The organism is Micromonospora sp. NPDC049359, assembly GCF_044466585.1.
GTDB lineage: Bacteria > Actinomycetota > Actinomycetes > Mycobacteriales > Micromonosporaceae > Micromonospora.
In genome coordinates, this window is the sequence record NZ_JBITMW010000013.1 from 137,057 (window position 1) to 153,942 (window position 16,886).

Consider the following 16,886-nt stretch of genomic DNA (forward strand, 5'->3'; position numbering starts at 1 on the left):
CCTGCTCAGGGCACGTCGATGACGATCTTGCCGGTGCTGGCGCCGGCTTCCACGAGAGCGTGGGCGTCCGCGACGGTGTCCAGCGTGAACCGTCGGGGGTCGACGATCGGCCGCAGCGCGCCCGCGTCGCCGAGGGCGCTGGCCTCGCGCAGGATCTCGCCGTGCGCGTCGCGCCCCTGACCGGTCAGCAGTGGCAGCAGGGTGAAGACGCCGGAGTAGCTGGCACCCCGGAACGACAGCGGCGCGAGGCTGTGCGTACCCCAACCGAGCGCGCTCACCACGCGGCCGGTGTAGGTGCGCACGGCGGTGAAGGACTTGTCCAGGGTGGCGCCGCCGACGGTGTCGAAGACGACGTCGAAGCCCTCGCCGCCGGTGTGCGCGGCCACGTAGTCCGCGACCTCGGTGGCGTTGTAGTCGATCGGCGTCGCGCCGAGCCGTGCGATGGTCTCCAGGTTCCGGGGTGAACCGGTGGCGAAGACCTCCGCGCCCCGGGCGCGGGCGATCTGGATGGCGGCCTGTCCGACGCCACCCGCGCCACCGTGCACCAGGACCCGCTGGCCGGCGCGCACCTGCGCCCGGTGCACCAGCGCCTCCCAACTGGTGATGACGGCCAGCGGCAACGCCGCCGCCTCGCGCAGGCTCCACGCCTTCGCGGTGCGGGCCAGCAGCCGGGCGTCGACGGCCGCGTACTCGGCGAGCGACCCCTGAACATCACCGACTCCGCCGGTGAGGCCGTACACCTCGTCACCCTCGGCGAAGCCGACGACACCCGGCCCGACCTCCGCCACGACCCCGGCCAGGTCCAGGCCGAGGACGACGGGCGGATGGTTCCGGGCGTGCGGCGCCTTCCCCTCCCGGATCTTGGCGTCCAGGGGGTTGACGCCACTGGCCGCGACTCGGACGAGCACCTGCCCCGCGCCGGGGACCGGCGTGTCGACCTCCTCGACGACGAGCGGGCCGCCGAACTCGTTGAGCACTACCGCGCGCATGGCGCTACCTCACCCTTTCCACTGCTGATGAGCACATTGTTGGTCTTTGTCATGTCGTCTGGTGAGCGACCAGCGACCGGGCGGCGTTCTTCGCCTCGTGCACGACCACCCGGTCCTGCAGGAGGCGACCCGAGGCCAACGCGCCGTCGATCAGGAGCCCGATCTGGCGGGCGAGGCCGGCCGGATCGCTCGCACCGGCCTGCCTGGTCAACTCGGTGAGCCACGTCTGGCGCCGCTCGGTGTGCCGGATGGTGATGGCGCGGGCTTCCGAGTCCAACGATGCCTCCACGGCAGCGCTGACGAAGGGGCATCCGAAAAAGCCGTGTCGGTCGAACGCGTCCAGGAGGGCGTCGAAGAGACCGACGAGCTGGTCCGCCGGCCGAGCGCCGGCGCGCTCGGCGGCCCGCTGCAACTGCGCCATCCACGAGTCGTCGGTGCGGCGCAGGTAGGCGGCCACAAGGTCGTTCTTGGTACGGAAGTGGACGTACAGGGTCGACTTGGCCACCCCGCTCTCGGCGATGACCTGCTCGATGCCGACACCCCGCAGTCCGTGGGCGTAGAACAGCTCGGCGGCGGTGTTGAGGATCCGCTCCTCGGTGGTGGTCTTCCTGATCTTCGTAGCCATGGCCCCTCCCTTAATCGAACAGACTAGTCCGTTCGATTAAGGGAGCCCACATGAGTGCCGTCACACACCGTGACAGTCGTGGGTCAGGGCAACAGGAGGACGTGCAGGCGACGCGGGCCGTGCACGCCCTCGACGCGGATCAGCTCGATGTCGCTGGTCGCCGACGGCCCGCTGATCCAGGTCAGCGGGCGCTGCGGCGTCAGCCGGGCCAGGGCCTCGGGAACGGTGGCCACCACCTGGTCGGCGCGGACCACGCAGATGTGCAGGTCCGGCAGGAGGCTGAGCACGCGGCGTCCCTGGTCGGGCGAGCCGTCGAGGACCACCGTCCCGGTCTCGGCGATCGCGACCGCAGCGGCGGTGACGACCCCGTCCGCCGCGCCGATCCGCGCGTGGTCGAGGCCGTCGTCGGGCAGCGCGGTCACCGTCGCCGGCAGCCAGGCGGGGGCCAGACCCGGGGGTACGACGACCGTGCCGCCCGCCGGCAGAATGTCGGCGATCGTGTCGGCGACGGCGGCCTCGGGAATCCGGTGTACGTGGGCCCGGTAGTCGGTCAGCCGCTGCGCCAACTGGTCGAGGTCCGCGTCGGCGGCCCGCCGGTAGTCGCGCGGCACCGGCACCGGATCGGCGGGACTGCCGGCGAGCGCGGCACGCAGCCGGCCGAGGACGAGGTCGCGGGACGTCACCGATCGGCCCACCATTCGCGGAACGTCTGCTCCGGCGGGTCGGGCAGGTCGCGGCTGGCGGTCCAGCCGTTCAGCGGCGGGGGCAGGCCCCGACCCCGCCGACCGGCGAGCCGGCTCAGCCGGGCCGCGCGCTGCCCGGCCGCGTACAACCGGGGTCGGTCCATCGTGTACGCGGCGGCGGCCATCGCGATCGACTCGGCCGTGGGTCGCCGCCGCGCCTCGACGGCCTCGGCGCGCAGGTGCACCAGCAACTCCGGGATGTTGATCTTCACCGGGCAGGCGTCGTAGCAGGCGCCGCAGAGCGTCGACGCGTACGGCAGGGAAGCATTGTCCTCGATGCCGGTGAGCTGGGGAGACAGCACCGCCCCGATGGGCCCGGGATACACCGATCCGTACGCGTGCCCGCCCGCGCGCTCGTACACCGGGCACACGTTGAGGCACGCCGAGCAGCGGATGCACCGCAGCGCCTGCCGACCCAGCTCGTCGGCGAGCACCGCGCTGCGCCCGTTGTCCAGCAGGACCAGGTGAAACGCCTGCGGCCCGTCGCCGGGGGTGACGCCCGTCCACATCGAGGTGTACGGGTTCATCCGCTCCCCCGTCGACGCGCGCGGCAGGAGTTGGAGGAAAACCTCCAGATCGCGCCAGGTGGGCACCACCTTCTCCACGCCCATGACGGTGATGAGGGTTTCCGGCAGGGTGAGGCACATCCGGCCGTTGCCCTCGGACTCCACCACGGCGAGGGTGCCGGTCTCGGCGACGGCGAAGTTCGCGCCGGACACCGCCACCGGCGTACTCAGGAAGGTCTGGCGCAGGAACCGGCGCGCGGCGGCTGCCAGGGCGGTCGGGTCGTCGGTGAGCGCGGGGTCGACGCCGGGCATCTCGCGCAGGAAGATCTCACGGATCTCGGCGCGGTTGCGGTGGATCGCGGGTACCAGGATGTGGCTCGGCCGGTCGTCGCCGAGCTGCACGATCAGCTCCGCGAGGTCGGTCTCGACGGCGGTGATCCCGGCCGCCTCCAGGGCCTCGTTGAGGCCGATCTCCTGGGTCGCCATCGACTTGACCTTGATGACGCGGTCCGCGCCGGCCGCCTGGACGAGGTCGGTGACGATGCGGTTGGCCTCGATCGCGTCCGTCGCCCAGTGCACCACACCGCCGGCCGCCGCGACCTTCGTCTCGAGCTGTTCCAGCAGCTCGGGAAGGCGGTGCAGGGTGTCGGTCTTGATGGCCGCGCCGGCCGCGCGCAACTGCTCCCAGTCGGCCTGCTCGGCGATCACTGACCCGGACTTGGTCCGGATCGTCGTCGTCGCGTGCCGCAGGTTCCGCCGCAGTTGCGGGTCGGCCAGGCTGCGCCGCGCTGCGGTCGGGAACGACTCGTCGCCGCGCAGGTGCCCCACGCCGGGCGGCGCGGTCGCCGGCATGCCGAGGAACGTGCGGCGGGTCACGACCGGGCCGCCGCTGCGCCGCTGGTCTCCGTCGACGCCAGGATCTCGGCGAGGTGCACGGTACGCACCCCGGTGCGCAGCCGGGACAGTCCACCGCCGATGTGCATGAGGCAGGACACGTCACCGGCGGCGCACACGTCGGCGCCAGTGTCCAGCACGTGGCGCATCTTGTCCGCCAGCATGGCCGTGGACGTCTCCGGGTTCTTCACGGCGAACGTGCCACCGAAGCCGCAGCACTGCTCCGCCGCCGGCAACTCGACCAGGTCGAGGCCGCGCACCTCGCGCAGCAGCTGTCGCGGCCGGTCGCCCACCCGCAGCATCCGCAGCGAGTGGCAGGTCGGGTGGTAGGTGACCCGGTGCGGGTAGTACGCGCCGACGTCGGTCACGCCGAGCACGTCCACGAGCAGCTCCGACAACTCGTACGTCCGCGCGGCCACCGACTCGGCCCGGTCGGCCAGGCCCTCGTCGCCCGCCTGCCGGGCCACCATCGCGTGCTGGTGCCGGACCGACCCGACGCAGGAGCCGGACGGCGCGACGATCACGTCGTACGGATCGAAGGTACGCACGTGGCGGCGCACCAGCGGCACGGCCTCGCGCCGGTAGCCGGTGTTGACGTGCATCTGCCCGCAGCAGGTCTGCTCGGTCGGGAAGACGACCTCGTGGCCGAGCCGTTCCAGCAGCCGTACGGTCGCCGTGGCCGCCTGCGGGAACATGGTGTCGGCCAGGCAGGTCACGAAGAGCGCGATCCGCACGGCACACCCCCGCCCGTCGTCACGGTCGGACCCGCAGGTGGGTGACCCCACCGTCGACGTCCAACACCGTACCCGTGGTCGACGCCGATCGGGGTGACGCGAGGTAGAGGATCGCGTTGGCGACCTCCTCCGGGGTGACCAGCCGTCCGATGGGTTGGCGGGCCCGCAGCGCCGCGCGCTCGGCCGCCGGGTCGCCCGCCTGCGCGAGCAGTCGTCCCACCCACGGCGTGTCGGCCGTGCCGGGGCAGACGCAGTTGAACCGGATGCCCTCGCGGACATGGTCGGTGGCCATGGCGAGGGTCAGCGACAGCACGGCGCCCTTGCTGGCCGAGTAGAGCGCGCGGCCCGGCAGCCCGTTGAGCGCCGCGATGGACGAGATGTTGACGACCGACGCGTGCTCCGAGCGGCGCAGCCAGGGCAGCGCGGCGCTGACCACCCGGGCCATGCCGACCACGTTGACGTCGAGCACCCGGTGCCACTCGTCGTCGCCCTGGTCGGCGACGGTGCCGGTCGCGCCGATGCCGGCGTTGTTGACCACCACGTCGAGGCCGCCGAGCACGGTGGCCGCCTCGGCGACCGCCGCGTCCACCGATGGCCGGCTCGACACGTCGGCGGTGATGCCCGCGATGCCGTCGTCAAGCCCGCTCGGGTCGAGGTCGAGGACCGCCACCCGGGCGCCCCGAGCACGCAACTCCACGGCGGTGGCGCGTCCGATGCCGGACGAGCCGCCCGTGACGATCGCGGCCAGCCCGGCGAACTCCGCGGTCATGCCGCCACCAGCGTCTGGCGTGCCCGGCCCAGGCCGGCGACCTCCAGCTCCACGACGTCACCGGCGCGCAGGTACGGGTGATCCGGAAGACCCAGCGCCACCCCGGCCGGCGTTCCCGTGTTGATGACGTCGCCCGGGTACAGGACCATGAACTGGCTCAGGTACCAGAGCACGTGCGCCACCGGGAAGATCATGTTGGCGGTGGACCCGTCCTGGCGGAGCACGCCGTTGACCCACAGACGCAGCGCGAGCGACTGCGGGTCCTCGACCTCGTCGGCCGGCACGAGACCCGGCCCCAGCGGGTTGAAGGTCTCGCAGCTCTTGCCCTTGTCCCACTGGCCGCCGCGCTCCAACTGGAAGGCGCGCTCGGAGACGTCGTGCGACACCGCGTACCCGGCGACGTGCCGCAACGCCTGCTCCGGAGAGTCGGCGTACCGGATAGTCTTCCCGACGACGACCGCGAGTTCGACCTCCCAGTCGGTCTTGGTCGAGCCACGGGGAACGAGCACGTCGTCGTACGGCCCGACGATGGTCATCGGGTCCTTCATGAAGACCACCGGCTCGGCGGGCAGCGCCGCGCCGGTCTCCGCGGCGTGGTCGCGGTAGTTCAGTCCGATGCAGACGATCTTCGCTGGACGCGCCACCGGAGCGCCCACCCGCAGCGACGCGGCCCCGGGCAGCTCGGTCAGCTCGCCCCGGTCGAGCGCGCCGCGCGTCCGGGCGATCCCGTCCGACGCCCAGAACGCCCCGTCCAGGTCGGCGGTGAGTGGCCGCAGGTCGAAGGCCGTACCGTCGTGCTGGACGACCGGGATCTCCTGGCCGCTCGGGCCGAGGCGCTGGAAGTTCATCTCACCCTCCTCTGTGTCCGGCTGAATCGCGGGGGGTGGCGGACACCACCGCATTCAACACCGACACGCCTCGCCGCCCGCACAGCGGGATCACCTCGGTCGGCGGACTGGGACGCGGCCACCGCGCCGCACGCGCCGCGTCGGCCGGGTGGCGCGATGATCGACACCAGATCGCCGATGTGGGGGTGACCCAAGAACAGGTCACCCCCACATCGCTGATGTCGTGTGGATCATGCGGTCCGGGTCGCCTCAGCGCCGGACGGCACCGGCCGGCGTCAGCGCGACGGGGTGTCCCGGCGGGAGGGGAACGGGGTGCCGGGCTGCCCGAGGGTGGAGCGGGCGCGCAGCCCGACCGGGTCCGGGGCGGCTGCCGGCGCGGCCGGGGTGGGCTCCGGGGTCCGGCGCGCGTCCAGGTACGCGGCGGCGGCCAGGTCGTCGTCGGTGGGGGCGGCGAGCAGGGCGTAGAGCAGCCCGACCACGCCGAAGATCACCGCCACGACGATCGGCACCAGCAGGGCGCTCACCCCGGCGCCGGTCACTCCGCCCGAGCGCTCGTGCAGGTGCACCGAGAGGGCGCTCATGCCGGTGAAGTGCATGCCGTTCACCGCGACGCCCATGACCAGAGCGGAGGCGAAGATCGCCAGGCCGCGCCGGACGGTCATCGCGAGCCACAGGGCCACGGTCGCGGCGACGACCGCGATGACCACGGAGAGGACGACCCGGATGGTGTCGTAGCCGAGGCTGCCGTTGAGGCGCATCGCCGCCATGCCGGTGTAGTGCATGGCGGCGACCCCGGCGCCGGTGAACACGCCGCCGGCGATGAGGCGTACCGGGTTCAGCCGGCCGGTGCCGACGATCGCCAGGCCGATGCCGACGGCGACCACCGCGATGGCGGTGCTGGCGGCGGTGAGCGGCACGTCGTACCGGATGCGGGTGCCGTCGACGGCGAAGCCGAGCATGGCCATGAAGTGCATGGCCCAGATGGCGGTGCCGCCGAGCGCCCAGGCGGCCAGCAGGCCCCACCAGGCGCGCTGGCGGGCGGTATGGGCCGTGCGGATGCGGCCGGCGCAGACGAGCCCCAGGACCGACCCGAGCACCGACAGCGCGTAGCTCAGCGCGGGCGTGATCCACCCGTACTCAAAGTGATTGATGTCCGCCACGGCGATGTTTCTCCCCACTCGTTACCGGCGCGTATGCACAGCGCCCGGGCAATGATCAGGGGTGCTCCGAGCAGGCGCAATAGCACCCCCGGGCTATTCGTGGGGTGCCGTCACGGTGACCGTCCGATGCGTCGATTCACCGACCCGGTTGACCGAAAGTGATCATCAGGTGGAGGTGTGGTACGCGAGCACTCCCCGGTTGATGGCCGCTATGGCCTGCCGGGCCGTGGCACGCAGCTCCGGCGACGCGCCGCCCGAGTCGGAAAGTTGACCAAGAAGGTCGACCACCTGCCGCGCCCACCGGACGAAGTCGCCGGCCGGCATCTCGCCGTCAATCTCGTGCCCGCTGCCGAGCACCTTCGCCAGGGCCTCGCCCCGGGCCCACCGGTAGACCGGCCAGGCGAAGCCCAGATCCGGCTCGCGGGTAGCGGCCAGTCCACGGGCGGCCTCGTCGGCCTCGATCTCGCCCCACAGCTTCAGCGTCTCGTCCACGGCGTCGGAGACCGGGCCGCGCGGCAGGGAGGCCCGCTCGTCGACGTCGCGGCGCGCCTCGAAGACCACCACGGACACCGCGGCGGCCAGCTCGGCCGGGGAGAGCCCGTCCCACACGCGTCGACGCAGACACTCGGCGACCAGCAGATCCGCCTCGGTCCAGATCCGGCCGAGCATCCGACCGGCGTCGGTGACCGCGCCGTCGCGGCCGAGGTATCCACGCTCGGTCAGCAGCGCGACGATCCGGTCGAACGTCCGGGCGAGGGACCCGGTACGCCCGGACACCCGCTCACGCAGCTCGTCGGTGTCCCGTTCGAGACGACGGCGGCGCTCCGCCCAGCGGGCGTGCTCCTCCCGCTCCGGGCAGGCGTGACAGGGGTGGTTACGCAGCTCGGTGCGGAGCTGGCTGAGCCGGTGGTCCTCGCCGGGCGTCTGCCGGGAGCGGCCACCTCGGCGGCCACCGTGCCGGTCCAGGCCGGTGCCGCTGACCTCGGCGGCGAGGTCCCGCCGGGCCCCCGGCGAGCGGTGGTTGAAGTGCTTGGGCACCCGGATCCGGGCCAACACCTCGGCGGGCGTGGTGAAGTCCCCCGGGCTGACCCGCCCCGCCCAGCGGTCCTGGGTGAGTACCAGCGGACGAGGTTCGCCGAACCCGCCGGTCGCCGGGTCCAGCACGACGGCCAGACCGGCCCGACGGCCCGACGGAACACGGATCACGTCGCCGATACGCAGCCGCTCCAGCGACGCCACGGCCGCGGCCTTGCGCTGGGTCTGCCCCTGCCGGGCGATGGCCTTCTCCCGGTCGGCGATCGCCACCCGCAGCGCGAAGTACTCGTCGAAGTCGCCGTGGTGGCAGGCGGCCTCCGCGCCGTACGCCTCGATGGTCTCGGTGTTGCGCTGCACCTGCCGCGCCAGGCCGACCACCGACCGGTCGGCCTGGAACTGGGCGAACGAGGACTCCAGCAGCGCCCGGGCGGGCTCCGCGCCGACCGAGCCGACCAGGTTCACCGCCATGTTGTACGACGGGCGGAAGCTGGACCGCAGCGGATAGGTGCGGGTGGAGGCGAGCCCGGCCACGTGCCGCGGGTCGGTCTCCGGGGACCACACCACCACGGCGTGCCCCTCGACGTCGATGCCCCGCCGGCCGGCGCGGCCGGTGAGCTGGGTGTACTCCCCCGGGGTCAGGTCGACGTGCGCCTCGCCGTTGTACTTGACGAGGCGTTCCAGCACCACGCAGCGCGCCGGCATGTTGATGCCCAGCGCGAGGGTCTCGGTGGCGAAGACCGCCTTGACCAGGCCCCGGACGAACAGCTCCTCGACGACCTCCTTGAACACCGGCAGCATGCCGGCGTGGTGGGCGGCGAGGCCGCGCTCCAGGCCGTCCAGCCACTCCCAGTAGCCCAGCACCGTCAGGTCCTCGCCGGGGATGGCGGTGACCCGGGACTCGACCACCCGGCGGATCTCGGCGCGCTCCTCGGGCGAGGTGAGCCGCAGCCCGGCGGCCAGGCACTGCTGCACGGCGGCGGCGCAGCCCGCGCGGCTGAAGATGAACAGGATGGCCGGCAGCAGACCCTCCCGGTCCAGCCGGTCCACGATGTCCGGGCGGATCGGGCCGCGCCAGCGCGGACCTCGGCGTCCGGAGCCCGGCCCGGCGCTGCGCCCCTCGCCCAGCTCCAGCCGGCGCATCGTGTCGCGGGTGTAGCGCAGCAGCTCCGGGTGCACGTCGTGCTTGCGGGCGGCGTCGGCGTCGTGGAACAGGTCGAACATCCGCTTGCCGACCAGCATGTGCTGCCACAGCGGCACCGGCCGATGCTCGCTGACCACCACGGCGGTCTCGCCGCGCACGGTGACCAGCCAGTCGGCGAACTCCTCGGCGTTCGACACGGTCGCCGACAACGAGACCAGGGTGACCGACTCCGGCAGGTGGATGATCACCTCTTCCCACACGCCGCCGCGGAACCGGTCGGCGAGGTAGTGCACCTCGTCCATCACCACGTAGGCGAGCCCCTGCAACGTGCTGGAGCCCGCGTAGAGCATGTTGCGCAGCACCTCGGTGGTCATCACCACCACGGGCGCGTCGCCGTTGATCGCGTTGTCGCCGGTCAACAGGCCAACCTGCTCGGCGCCGTACCGGTCGACGAGGTCGTGGTACTTCTGGTTGGACAGCGCCTTGATCGGCGTCGTGTAGAAGCACTTGCGCCGGGTCGTCGGCGGCGTCGCGCCGCCGGCCGCCGCCGGGTCGTCGGGCCGCCCCCGCAGAGCCAGGTGTACGGCGAACTCGCCGACCACGGTCTTGCCGGCGCCGGTCGGGGCGCACACCAGCACACCGCTGCCCCGCTCCAACGACTGACACGCCTCGCGCTGGAAGTCGTCGAGGTCGAACCCCAGGTCCAGGGCGAACTCGTCCAACGCCGGAAACTCGGAGGCCTGCGCGGTCCGGCGGCGCGCCGCGGCGTACCGCTCGGCGGGGCTCGACATGGCACCAAGATTAGTGCGTGCCGGCACAGTGCACCCCACAAGGCCGTCCGGCAGGGCTGTCGGCGAGGGTCGGTAGGGTGCACGGCGTGCCGGACCATGCCGAACCGCCCCAGACCACTCCGCCGGGCAGCGCCACCGCCCGCCGGACGTCCCGACGGCCCGTGAAGGCGGTGCTCTTCGACTTCCACGGCACCCTGGCCCAGGTGGAGGAGCCTCGGCAGTGGGTGCTGGAGGCCGCGGCGGCGTGCGGGGTCACCCTGGACCGGGTCCGCGCCACCTCGCTGGCCGACCGCCTGCTGACCGCCGGCCGCGCGGGCGGCCCGCTACCGGCCCGGGTGCCGCCCCGGCTGGCCGAGCTGTGGGCCGACCGGGACCTCTACCCGCACGCCCACCGGGGGGCGTACACCGGGCTGGCCGAGACCGTGGACGCCGGCATCGAGGGCTTGCCCGACGCGCTCTACGAGCGGCTGCTGATCGCCGAGGGCTGGGTGCCCTACCCGGACACGGCCCCCACGCTGGCCGCGCTGCGCGACGCCGGCGTACGCGTCGCGGTGGTCAGCAACATCGGTTTCGACCTGCGCCCGCACTTCGACGCCTGGGGGTTGACCGACCTCGTCGACGCGTTCGTGCTGTCGTACGAGGTGGGGCGCTGCAAGCCCGACCCGGCGATCTTCTGGCGCGCCTGCGGGATGCTGGGCGTCGACCCGGAGCAGACGTTGATGGTCGGCGACAGCCCGGCCGACGCGGGCGCGGTGGCCGCCGGCTGCGCGGTGCTGGTGCTGCCGGCCGCCGAGCCGGGCCGGGAGAACGGGCTGGGCGCGGTCCTCGACCTGGCCCTGCCCGCCTGACCCCGGGCTGATCCGCGTCGAGGCCGCCCGCGCGTCCCCGGAGCCCACCGCCTAGCGTCAGGGCCGTGACGGACACCCTCCTGCCTGCGTCGACACCGACCGACGCGCCCCCACAGCGGCACGGTGGTGTCCTCGCCGTGGGGCTGGTGCTCGGCGGGGCGCTGTCGGTCCAGTTCGGCTCCGCCGTCGCCGCGCTGCTCTTTCCGCGTACCGGCGTGGCCGGGGCGGTCACCCTGCGGCTGACGATCTCGGCGGTGTTGCTGCTCGTCGTGTGCCGGCCGCGACTGCGCGGACACGACCGCTCGGCCTGGCTCGCCGTCGGCGCGTTCGGGCTGGCCCTGGCCGGCATGAACTCGCTGTTCTACCAGGCCATCGAACGCATCCCGCTCGGACCGACGGTGACGCTTGAGGTGCTCGGTCCCCTCGCCCTGTCGGTGTTCACCGCCCGCCGGCTGGCGAGCTGGTGCTGGGCGGGACTCGCGCTGGCCGGGGTGGCGCTGCTCGGGCAGGGCGGCTTCGACCGGCTCAATCCGGCCGGCGTGGCGTTCGCGTTCGGCGCGGGCACGATGTGGGCCGCGTACATCGTGCTCAGCGCCCGCGTCGGCGGCCGGTTCCCCGGCGCGGACGGGCTCGCCCTCGCGCTCACCCTGGCCGCGCTGGTCACCCTGCCGCTGGGCATCGTCGACGGCGGCGCGGTCCTGCTCGACCCGCAGGTGCTCGCGTTCGGCGCGGCCCTCGCGGTGCTCGCCTCCGGCCTGCCGTACACCCTGGAACTGCTGGCGCTGCGCCGGATGCCCACCGCCACCTTCGCGGTGCTGATGAGTCTCGGCCCAGCCGTCGCCACCCTCGCCGGCTGGCTGGTGCTGCGCCAGGCGCTGACCGTGTCGGAGTGCGTCGCCATCGTGTTGGTCATCGCCGCCAGCATCGGCGCGGTACGGGTCAGCGCAGCAGTCGCAGGGCCCCGGGCACTGCGGTGATCGTCACCGGGAGGCCGAGCGAGCGTTCCCCGTCGGCGTACGTGACGATCCCGTCGGCGGCCAACTCCACCGTACGGGCCCGGTAGCTGCTCACCACCGGGTGCTCGACGTGGGTGCCCTGGTAGATGTGCGGCTTCACCCGGATCATCGTGCGCCGGTCCGCCCGACCGGCCACCACCACGTCCAGCAGCCCGTCGGTCGGGTCGGCGTCGGGGCAGATCCGCATCCCACCGCCGTACGACGGGCAGTTGCCCACCGCCACCAGCACCGCGTCCATGTCGTGCACCACCCCGTCGAGGCGCATCGTGTAGCGCCGCGGCTTCAGGCGGGCCATCTCGATCAGGATCGCCAGGTCGTACCGGCGGGGGCCGCGCGGCCACCGCATCCGGTTGGCCCGCTCGTTGACGATCGCGTCGAAGCCCGCCGCGAGGACCGCGCCGTACCAGCGTTGCGCGCCATCGACGCCCGTCATCCGGGCCAGGTCGACCTCGCGGCTCCGGCCGGTACGCAGCGCCTCGGCGATCACCTCCACGGCGGCGACCGGATCGGCGGGAAAACCGGTGTCGATCGCGAAGTCGTTGCCGGTGCCGGCGGGCACCGGTCCGAACGGGATGTCGGTGCCGGCCACGGCCTGCAGCGCCCGGTGCACGGTGCCGTCTCCGCCGATCGCGACCAGCGCGCCCGCGCCCTCGGCGACCGCCGTCCGACAGGCCACCTCCGCCTCATCGGGGGTGGACGCCGACAGCACCGTCACCGGCCGGCCGGCGGCGGACAGCCCGTCCAGCAGTCGGGGCAGCAGGGCCCGCCGCCGTCCCCGGCCGGCCGTCGGGTTGGCGAGCACGGCCACCGGGCCGGCGGCCGACGCGGCGTCCTCCGCCGGTCCGGGCCGAAACTCTTTCACGGTCACGGCCAGCACCGTACTCGTCGTACATCTGATGTTCATCGTGCGGAGGTAGCGCTCCCAACCCACCGGGCGGCTCGAATCGGTCGACGGCGGACACAGCGACGCCGCCCCCACCTGGCGGGGACGGCGTCGGCTGGCTCTGGCGGCGCGGGGCCGTCAGGTCATGTCGTCGTAACGGCGTTCGATCGGCGCCGGCTTCGCGATCGGCTCCGGAGCGCCGATCGGCGCGGTCGCGTCGACCCGCTGCCCGGCCACGACCGGGTCCGGGTCGAACTCCAGCGGCGAGACCTCGTCGTCGTCGAGACCGGCGTAGACCTCCTTGCCGCGACCCCGCCGCCGGTCGTTGATGAACGCGATGCCCACCGCGCCGAAGTAGAGCGCGGAGAGGCAGACCGCCAGGGCGGTCATCCCGAACGGGTCGGGGGTGGGGGTGACCACGGCGGAGAACGCGAAGAACACGAAGATCGCCACCCGCCACCAGCTCAGCAGCCGCTTCGCGCTGGCCAGGCCGACGAAGTTGAGCATCAGCACGATCAGCGGGAACTCGAACGCCACCCCGAACAGCAGGATCAGGTTGGTGACGAAGGAGATGTACCGGGTGACTTCCAGCGTGGTCGAGATGTCATCGCCGGACACGTTCATCAGGAACTCGAGGCCCTTGGCGGTGACGAAGAAGGCCAACACCGCGCCGGCGGCGAACAGCGGCGCCGCCAGGGCCGTGAACGCGTACGCGTAGCGCCGCTCGTGCCGGTGCAACCCGGGCGCGATGAACGCCCAGAGCTGGTAGAGCCAGATCGGCGCCGCGATGATCAGGCCCACCCAGAGGCCGATCTTCAGGTTCAGCAGGAAGAGGTCCGCCGGGCCGAGCTGGACGAACAGGCACTTGCCGGACGCGTCCTTCGACCCCGGCAGGTCGCAGTACGGCTGCGACAGCAAATGCCGCACCGGCTCGGCCAGCCAGATGCCGAAGCCGAAACCGACCAGGATCGCCAGCGAGGCGCGGAACAGACGGTTGCGCAGCTCACGGACGTGCTCGATGAGCGTCATCGAGCCGTCGGCGGCCCGCTCGAACGTGCTCGGGCCGCGCTTACGCAGGGCGAAGGCCACGGTGCGAAGGCCCTTCGGTCAGTTGTCGCGGACGCGGTGCACCGGGTCGACGACCGGCTGCTGCGCCGGCGCCTGCTGGTACGGCGGCTGCTGCGGCTGCCCGGCGTACGGCGCCTGCTGCCCGGCGTGCGGCGGCAACGGCTGGTAGCCGGCCTGCGCGTCGGCCTTCTCGGCCAGGTCGCGGTCGTCGTCCTGCAGGCTCTTGGTCTCGGCCTTGATGATCCGCAGCGAGCGACCCAGCGAACGGGCCGCGTCCGGAAGCCGCTTCGCACCGAAGAGCAGGATCAGCACAACCACGAGAACGGCGATGTGCCACGGCTTGAGGGCACCCATGAGAAGCTCCAGTCGCTCTGTGTCCGGGGGGTGGTACGCAGCCCATCGTACGTGCGGATCGGTGCGATGCCACCCGCCGGGTGGTGATGGATCGGCCCGGCCGGTGAAGTCTTGACCAACGCGCGATGATCCGTCAACCACCTGGGCCGACGGCGCGGTCAGCCGCGCTTGGCCTTGATCAGCTCAAGGCGCTGCTGGGCGGTGTCGAGCTGACGTTGGACGCCCTCGGCGCGCTGCTGCAACGCCTCGGCGGTCTCCCGCAGCGCCTCCGCCTCACCGGCCCGGCGCTGCAACGCCTCGGCGGCGCGGCGCAGCTTGGGCAGCCGGGCCAGCACCGGGCGTACGGCCAGCGCGAGCGCCACGAGCGGGAGCAGCACCAGCGCGAGCACGATCCAGATCAGCACGCCGGCCAGCCTACTGGGTGCGGCCGGCCACCGCCGGATCGCCCGACGGCGCTCCGGGGGCCGCGGCCGTGCGGTCGTCGTCGGGCAGCCGCGTCACCGGCGCGGGCACCGCGTACGCGTCGAGCGCGGCGGACGCGGTCGCTCGGACCTGCTCGGCCAGCTCAACGGGGGCGACCACGGTGACGTCCGGGCCGAGGCCGAGCACGAACCGTCGCGCCCACCCCAGGTCGGTCACGCGCAGCGAGACGAGCCACTGGTCACCGTCGCCGGCCTCGACCCGCTCGCACGGGTAGTACTCGGTGATCCACCGTTCGCCGCGCCCGATCCGCAGGGTGATCAGCGGCAGGTCGGGCGACGGCCGGAAGACCCCCTCGGTGCGATCGTGCGGGACGGCCTGCGGCGGAACGGCGGCCGGCTCGTCCAGCTCGGTTATCGCGTCGATCCGGTCGGCGCGGAACAGCCGCACCGCCTCCGCGCGCCGGCACCACGCCTCCACGTACGCCCGACCGCCGACCATCAGCATCCGCAGCGGGTCGATCACCCGCTCGGTGGTCTCGTCCCGGGCCGCCGTGTAGTAGGTGATCCGCAGCGCTCGGCCGCCCTCCACGGCGGCGCGCAGCGCCTCGACCCGCCGGGTGTCCCCGGGGAGCCGGACCGCGACCGGCGCGCCCACCAGGTCACCGGCGGCGTCCTCGATCTTGGCGAGGGCCCGTTCGATGGCGTCCCGGTTGGCGACGCCGGGGGTCTCGGCGAGCATCCGCAGCGCCACCACGAGCGCGAGGGCCTCGTCGGGGGTGAGCCGCAGCGGCCGGTCGATGCCGGCGTCGTAGGTGATGGTCACCCGGTCGCCGTCGAACGCCATGTCGATCAGATCACCGGGGCCGTAACCGGGCAGCCCGCACACCCACAGCAGCTCCAGGTCCTCCCGGAGCTGTCGTTCGGTGACACCCAGGTCACCGGCCGCCTCGGCGACCTCGATGCCCGGTCGGGCCAGCAGGTAGGGCACCAGGTTGAGCAGGCGCGCCAACCGGTCGGCGGAGGTCTTGGAACCGCCGCGGGCGGCCGGGCGGGTCACCGGGCACCCCCGGAAACCGCCAGCTCGTCGTGGCGGACCGCGATCTCCTTGAGCCGCTGGATGACCGCCTCGCGGACCTCCGGCGGGTCGAGCACGCGGACGTCCGGCCCGTACCCGACAAGGTGGCCGGCCAGACCGTCCGGGTCGGCGTACGGCAGGACCAGGCGGTCGCCGTCCGGCCCGGCGGTCACCTCGACCGCCCACCGACGCAGCCCGGCGGCCCGGCCGGGCGCGGCCAGCACGGTCGCCCGGCCGGTGCGCTCCACCGGCCCGGACCAGCGGGCCACGTGACTGATCAGGTCTTCTCCCAGCGGCGGCTCGTAGGCGCCGGACGCGCCGGTCACCCGGACGGCGCCGACCACCCGGGAGAGGCGGAAGCAGCGGGTGGCGTCCCGGTCCAGGTCGTGGCCGACCACGTACCACCGGCCCCGCCAGCAGACCACGCCCCACGGTTGGAGCCGGCGGCGGCTGGGGGCGTCCCGGTCGGGTACCCGGTAGTCGAAGCCCACCTCCCGGCGGTCCCGGGCGGCGGCGGTCAGCGGCGCGAACGCCGGGTCGACGGTGACCATCGGCTCCAGGCCGAGGGTGGCCTGCGGGTCGACGTCCACCCCGGCGGCGCGCAGCTTGGCCAGCCCGGAGGACGCGGCGGCGGCCAGCCCGGCGTGCTGCCACAGCCGGGCGGCGATGCCGACGGCGGCGGCCTCGTCCGGTTCGAGGGGGATGTCGGGCAGCGCGTACTCGCGGTGGGCGATGCGGTAGCCGGGCTCGGCGTCGAAGACGCTGGCCGTGCCGGTCTCCAGGGGGACGCCCAACTCGCGCAGCTCGGCCTTGTCCCGCTCGAACTTGCGCTGGAACGCCTCGTGGTCGCGCGCGTCGTCGGGATCGTGCTCGTAGCCGGGCACGGTCGCGGCGATCTGCGCGGCGGTCAGGAACCGTCGCGTGGACAGCAGGCAGATCACCAGGTTGACCAGGCGTTCGGTGCGGGTCCGCGACACGCGGTAGA

17 protein-coding genes are annotated in these 16,886 nt (G+C 73.3%); 2 read left to right on the forward strand and 15 right to left on the reverse strand.

Features of this window, described 5'->3' with window-relative positions; genetic code table 11:
* Positions 1-5 precede the first annotated feature (5 nt).
* The 9 genes from ACIBTX_RS26685 to ACIBTX_RS26725 form a co-directional block, all read right to left on the reverse strand.
* Positions 6-989 carry a zinc-dependent alcohol dehydrogenase family protein gene (locus ACIBTX_RS26685; RefSeq protein WP_357119186.1) on the reverse strand — a complete coding sequence of 328 codons (984 nt, stop codon included), beginning with the start codon at positions 987-989 and terminating at the stop codon, positions 6-8.
* Between the two features lie 49 nt (positions 990-1,038).
* Positions 1,039-1,614: a TetR/AcrR family transcriptional regulator gene (locus tag ACIBTX_RS26690; RefSeq protein WP_357119189.1), complete on the reverse strand. Its 576-nt coding sequence runs from the start codon at positions 1,612-1,614 to the stop codon at positions 1,039-1,041.
* Between the two features lie 83 nt (positions 1,615-1,697).
* Positions 1,698-2,312: an LUD domain-containing protein gene (locus ACIBTX_RS26695; protein ID WP_357119192.1), complete on the reverse strand. Its 615-nt coding sequence runs from the start codon at positions 2,310-2,312 to the stop codon at positions 1,698-1,700.
* Positions 2,294-3,715: a LutB/LldF family L-lactate oxidation iron-sulfur protein gene (locus tag ACIBTX_RS26700; protein ID WP_357119483.1), complete on the reverse strand. Its 1,422-nt coding sequence runs from the start codon at positions 3,713-3,715 to the stop codon at positions 2,294-2,296. Before ACIBTX_RS26700 ends, ACIBTX_RS26695 begins: the two co-directional genes overlap by 19 nt.
* A 20-nt stretch (positions 3,716-3,735) precedes the next feature.
* Positions 3,736-4,491, reverse strand: a complete 756-nt coding sequence (locus ACIBTX_RS26705; RefSeq protein ID WP_357119195.1) for a (Fe-S)-binding protein — start codon at positions 4,489-4,491, stop codon at positions 3,736-3,738.
* A gap of 19 nt (positions 4,492-4,510) precedes the next feature.
* Positions 4,511-5,260, reverse strand: coding sequence for an SDR family oxidoreductase (locus ACIBTX_RS26710; RefSeq protein ID WP_357119198.1), 750 nt, complete (start codon positions 5,258-5,260; stop codon positions 4,511-4,513).
* Entirely contained in the window at positions 5,257-6,108 is an 852-nt protein-coding gene (locus ACIBTX_RS26715; RefSeq protein WP_357119201.1) for a fumarylacetoacetate hydrolase family protein, read from the reverse strand. Before ACIBTX_RS26715 ends, ACIBTX_RS26710 begins: the two co-directional genes overlap by 4 nt.
* A 275-nt stretch (positions 6,109-6,383) precedes the next feature.
* Entirely contained in the window at positions 6,384-7,268 is an 885-nt protein-coding gene (locus tag ACIBTX_RS26720; protein WP_357119204.1) for an MHYT domain-containing protein, read from the reverse strand.
* A gap of 165 nt (positions 7,269-7,433) precedes the next feature.
* Positions 7,434-10,235, reverse strand: a complete 2,802-nt coding sequence (locus tag ACIBTX_RS26725) for a DEAD/DEAH box helicase (protein WP_357119207.1) — start codon at positions 10,233-10,235, stop codon at positions 7,434-7,436.
* 86 nt (positions 10,236-10,321) lie between these two features.
* Between ACIBTX_RS26725 and ACIBTX_RS26730 the strand changes: the two genes are divergently transcribed.
* Together ACIBTX_RS26730 and ACIBTX_RS26735 are read left to right on the forward strand one after the other, a co-directional pair.
* Positions 10,322-11,083 carry an HAD family hydrolase gene (locus tag ACIBTX_RS26730; protein ID WP_357170293.1) on the forward strand — a complete coding sequence of 254 codons (762 nt, stop codon included), beginning with the start codon at positions 10,322-10,324 and terminating at the stop codon, positions 11,081-11,083.
* Between the two features lie 65 nt (positions 11,084-11,148).
* A complete protein-coding gene (locus ACIBTX_RS26735) occupies positions 11,149-12,060 on the forward strand; it encodes an EamA family transporter (RefSeq protein WP_357119213.1) in 912 nt (303 codons plus the stop codon).
* Here ACIBTX_RS26735 and ACIBTX_RS26740 read toward each other — a convergent pair.
* The 6 genes from ACIBTX_RS26740 to ACIBTX_RS26765 all read right to left on the reverse strand — a co-directional run bounded on the left by ACIBTX_RS26740 (position 12,023) and on the right by ACIBTX_RS26765 (position 16,878).
* Entirely contained in the window at positions 12,023-12,976 is a 954-nt protein-coding gene (locus ACIBTX_RS26740) for a diacylglycerol kinase (protein WP_396833160.1), read from the reverse strand. The genes ACIBTX_RS26735 and ACIBTX_RS26740 overlap by 38 nt on opposite strands.
* A gap of 144 nt (positions 12,977-13,120) precedes the next feature.
* Positions 13,121-14,071 carry a twin-arginine translocase subunit TatC gene (gene tatC, locus ACIBTX_RS26745; protein ID WP_357119216.1) on the reverse strand — a complete coding sequence of 317 codons (951 nt, stop codon included), beginning with the start codon at positions 14,069-14,071 and terminating at the stop codon, positions 13,121-13,123.
* Between the two features lie 18 nt (positions 14,072-14,089).
* Positions 14,090-14,404 carry a Sec-independent protein translocase subunit TatA gene (tatA, locus tag ACIBTX_RS26750; protein ID WP_355233542.1) on the reverse strand — a complete coding sequence of 105 codons (315 nt, stop codon included), beginning with the start codon at positions 14,402-14,404 and terminating at the stop codon, positions 14,090-14,092.
* Between the two features lie 158 nt (positions 14,405-14,562).
* Positions 14,563-14,808, reverse strand: a complete 246-nt coding sequence (locus tag ACIBTX_RS26755; protein ID WP_357119219.1) for a hypothetical protein — start codon at positions 14,806-14,808, stop codon at positions 14,563-14,565.
* 10 nt (positions 14,809-14,818) lie between these two features.
* Complete coding sequence (locus ACIBTX_RS26760) at positions 14,819-15,883, reverse strand: YafY family protein (RefSeq protein WP_357119222.1); 1,065 nt, start codon at positions 15,881-15,883, stop codon at positions 14,819-14,821.
* Complete coding sequence (locus ACIBTX_RS26765) at positions 15,880-16,878, reverse strand: WYL domain-containing protein (protein WP_357119225.1); 999 nt, start codon at positions 16,876-16,878, stop codon at positions 15,880-15,882. The genes ACIBTX_RS26760 and ACIBTX_RS26765 overlap by 4 nt, the downstream gene beginning before the upstream one ends.
* Positions 16,879-16,886 lie beyond the last annotated feature (8 nt).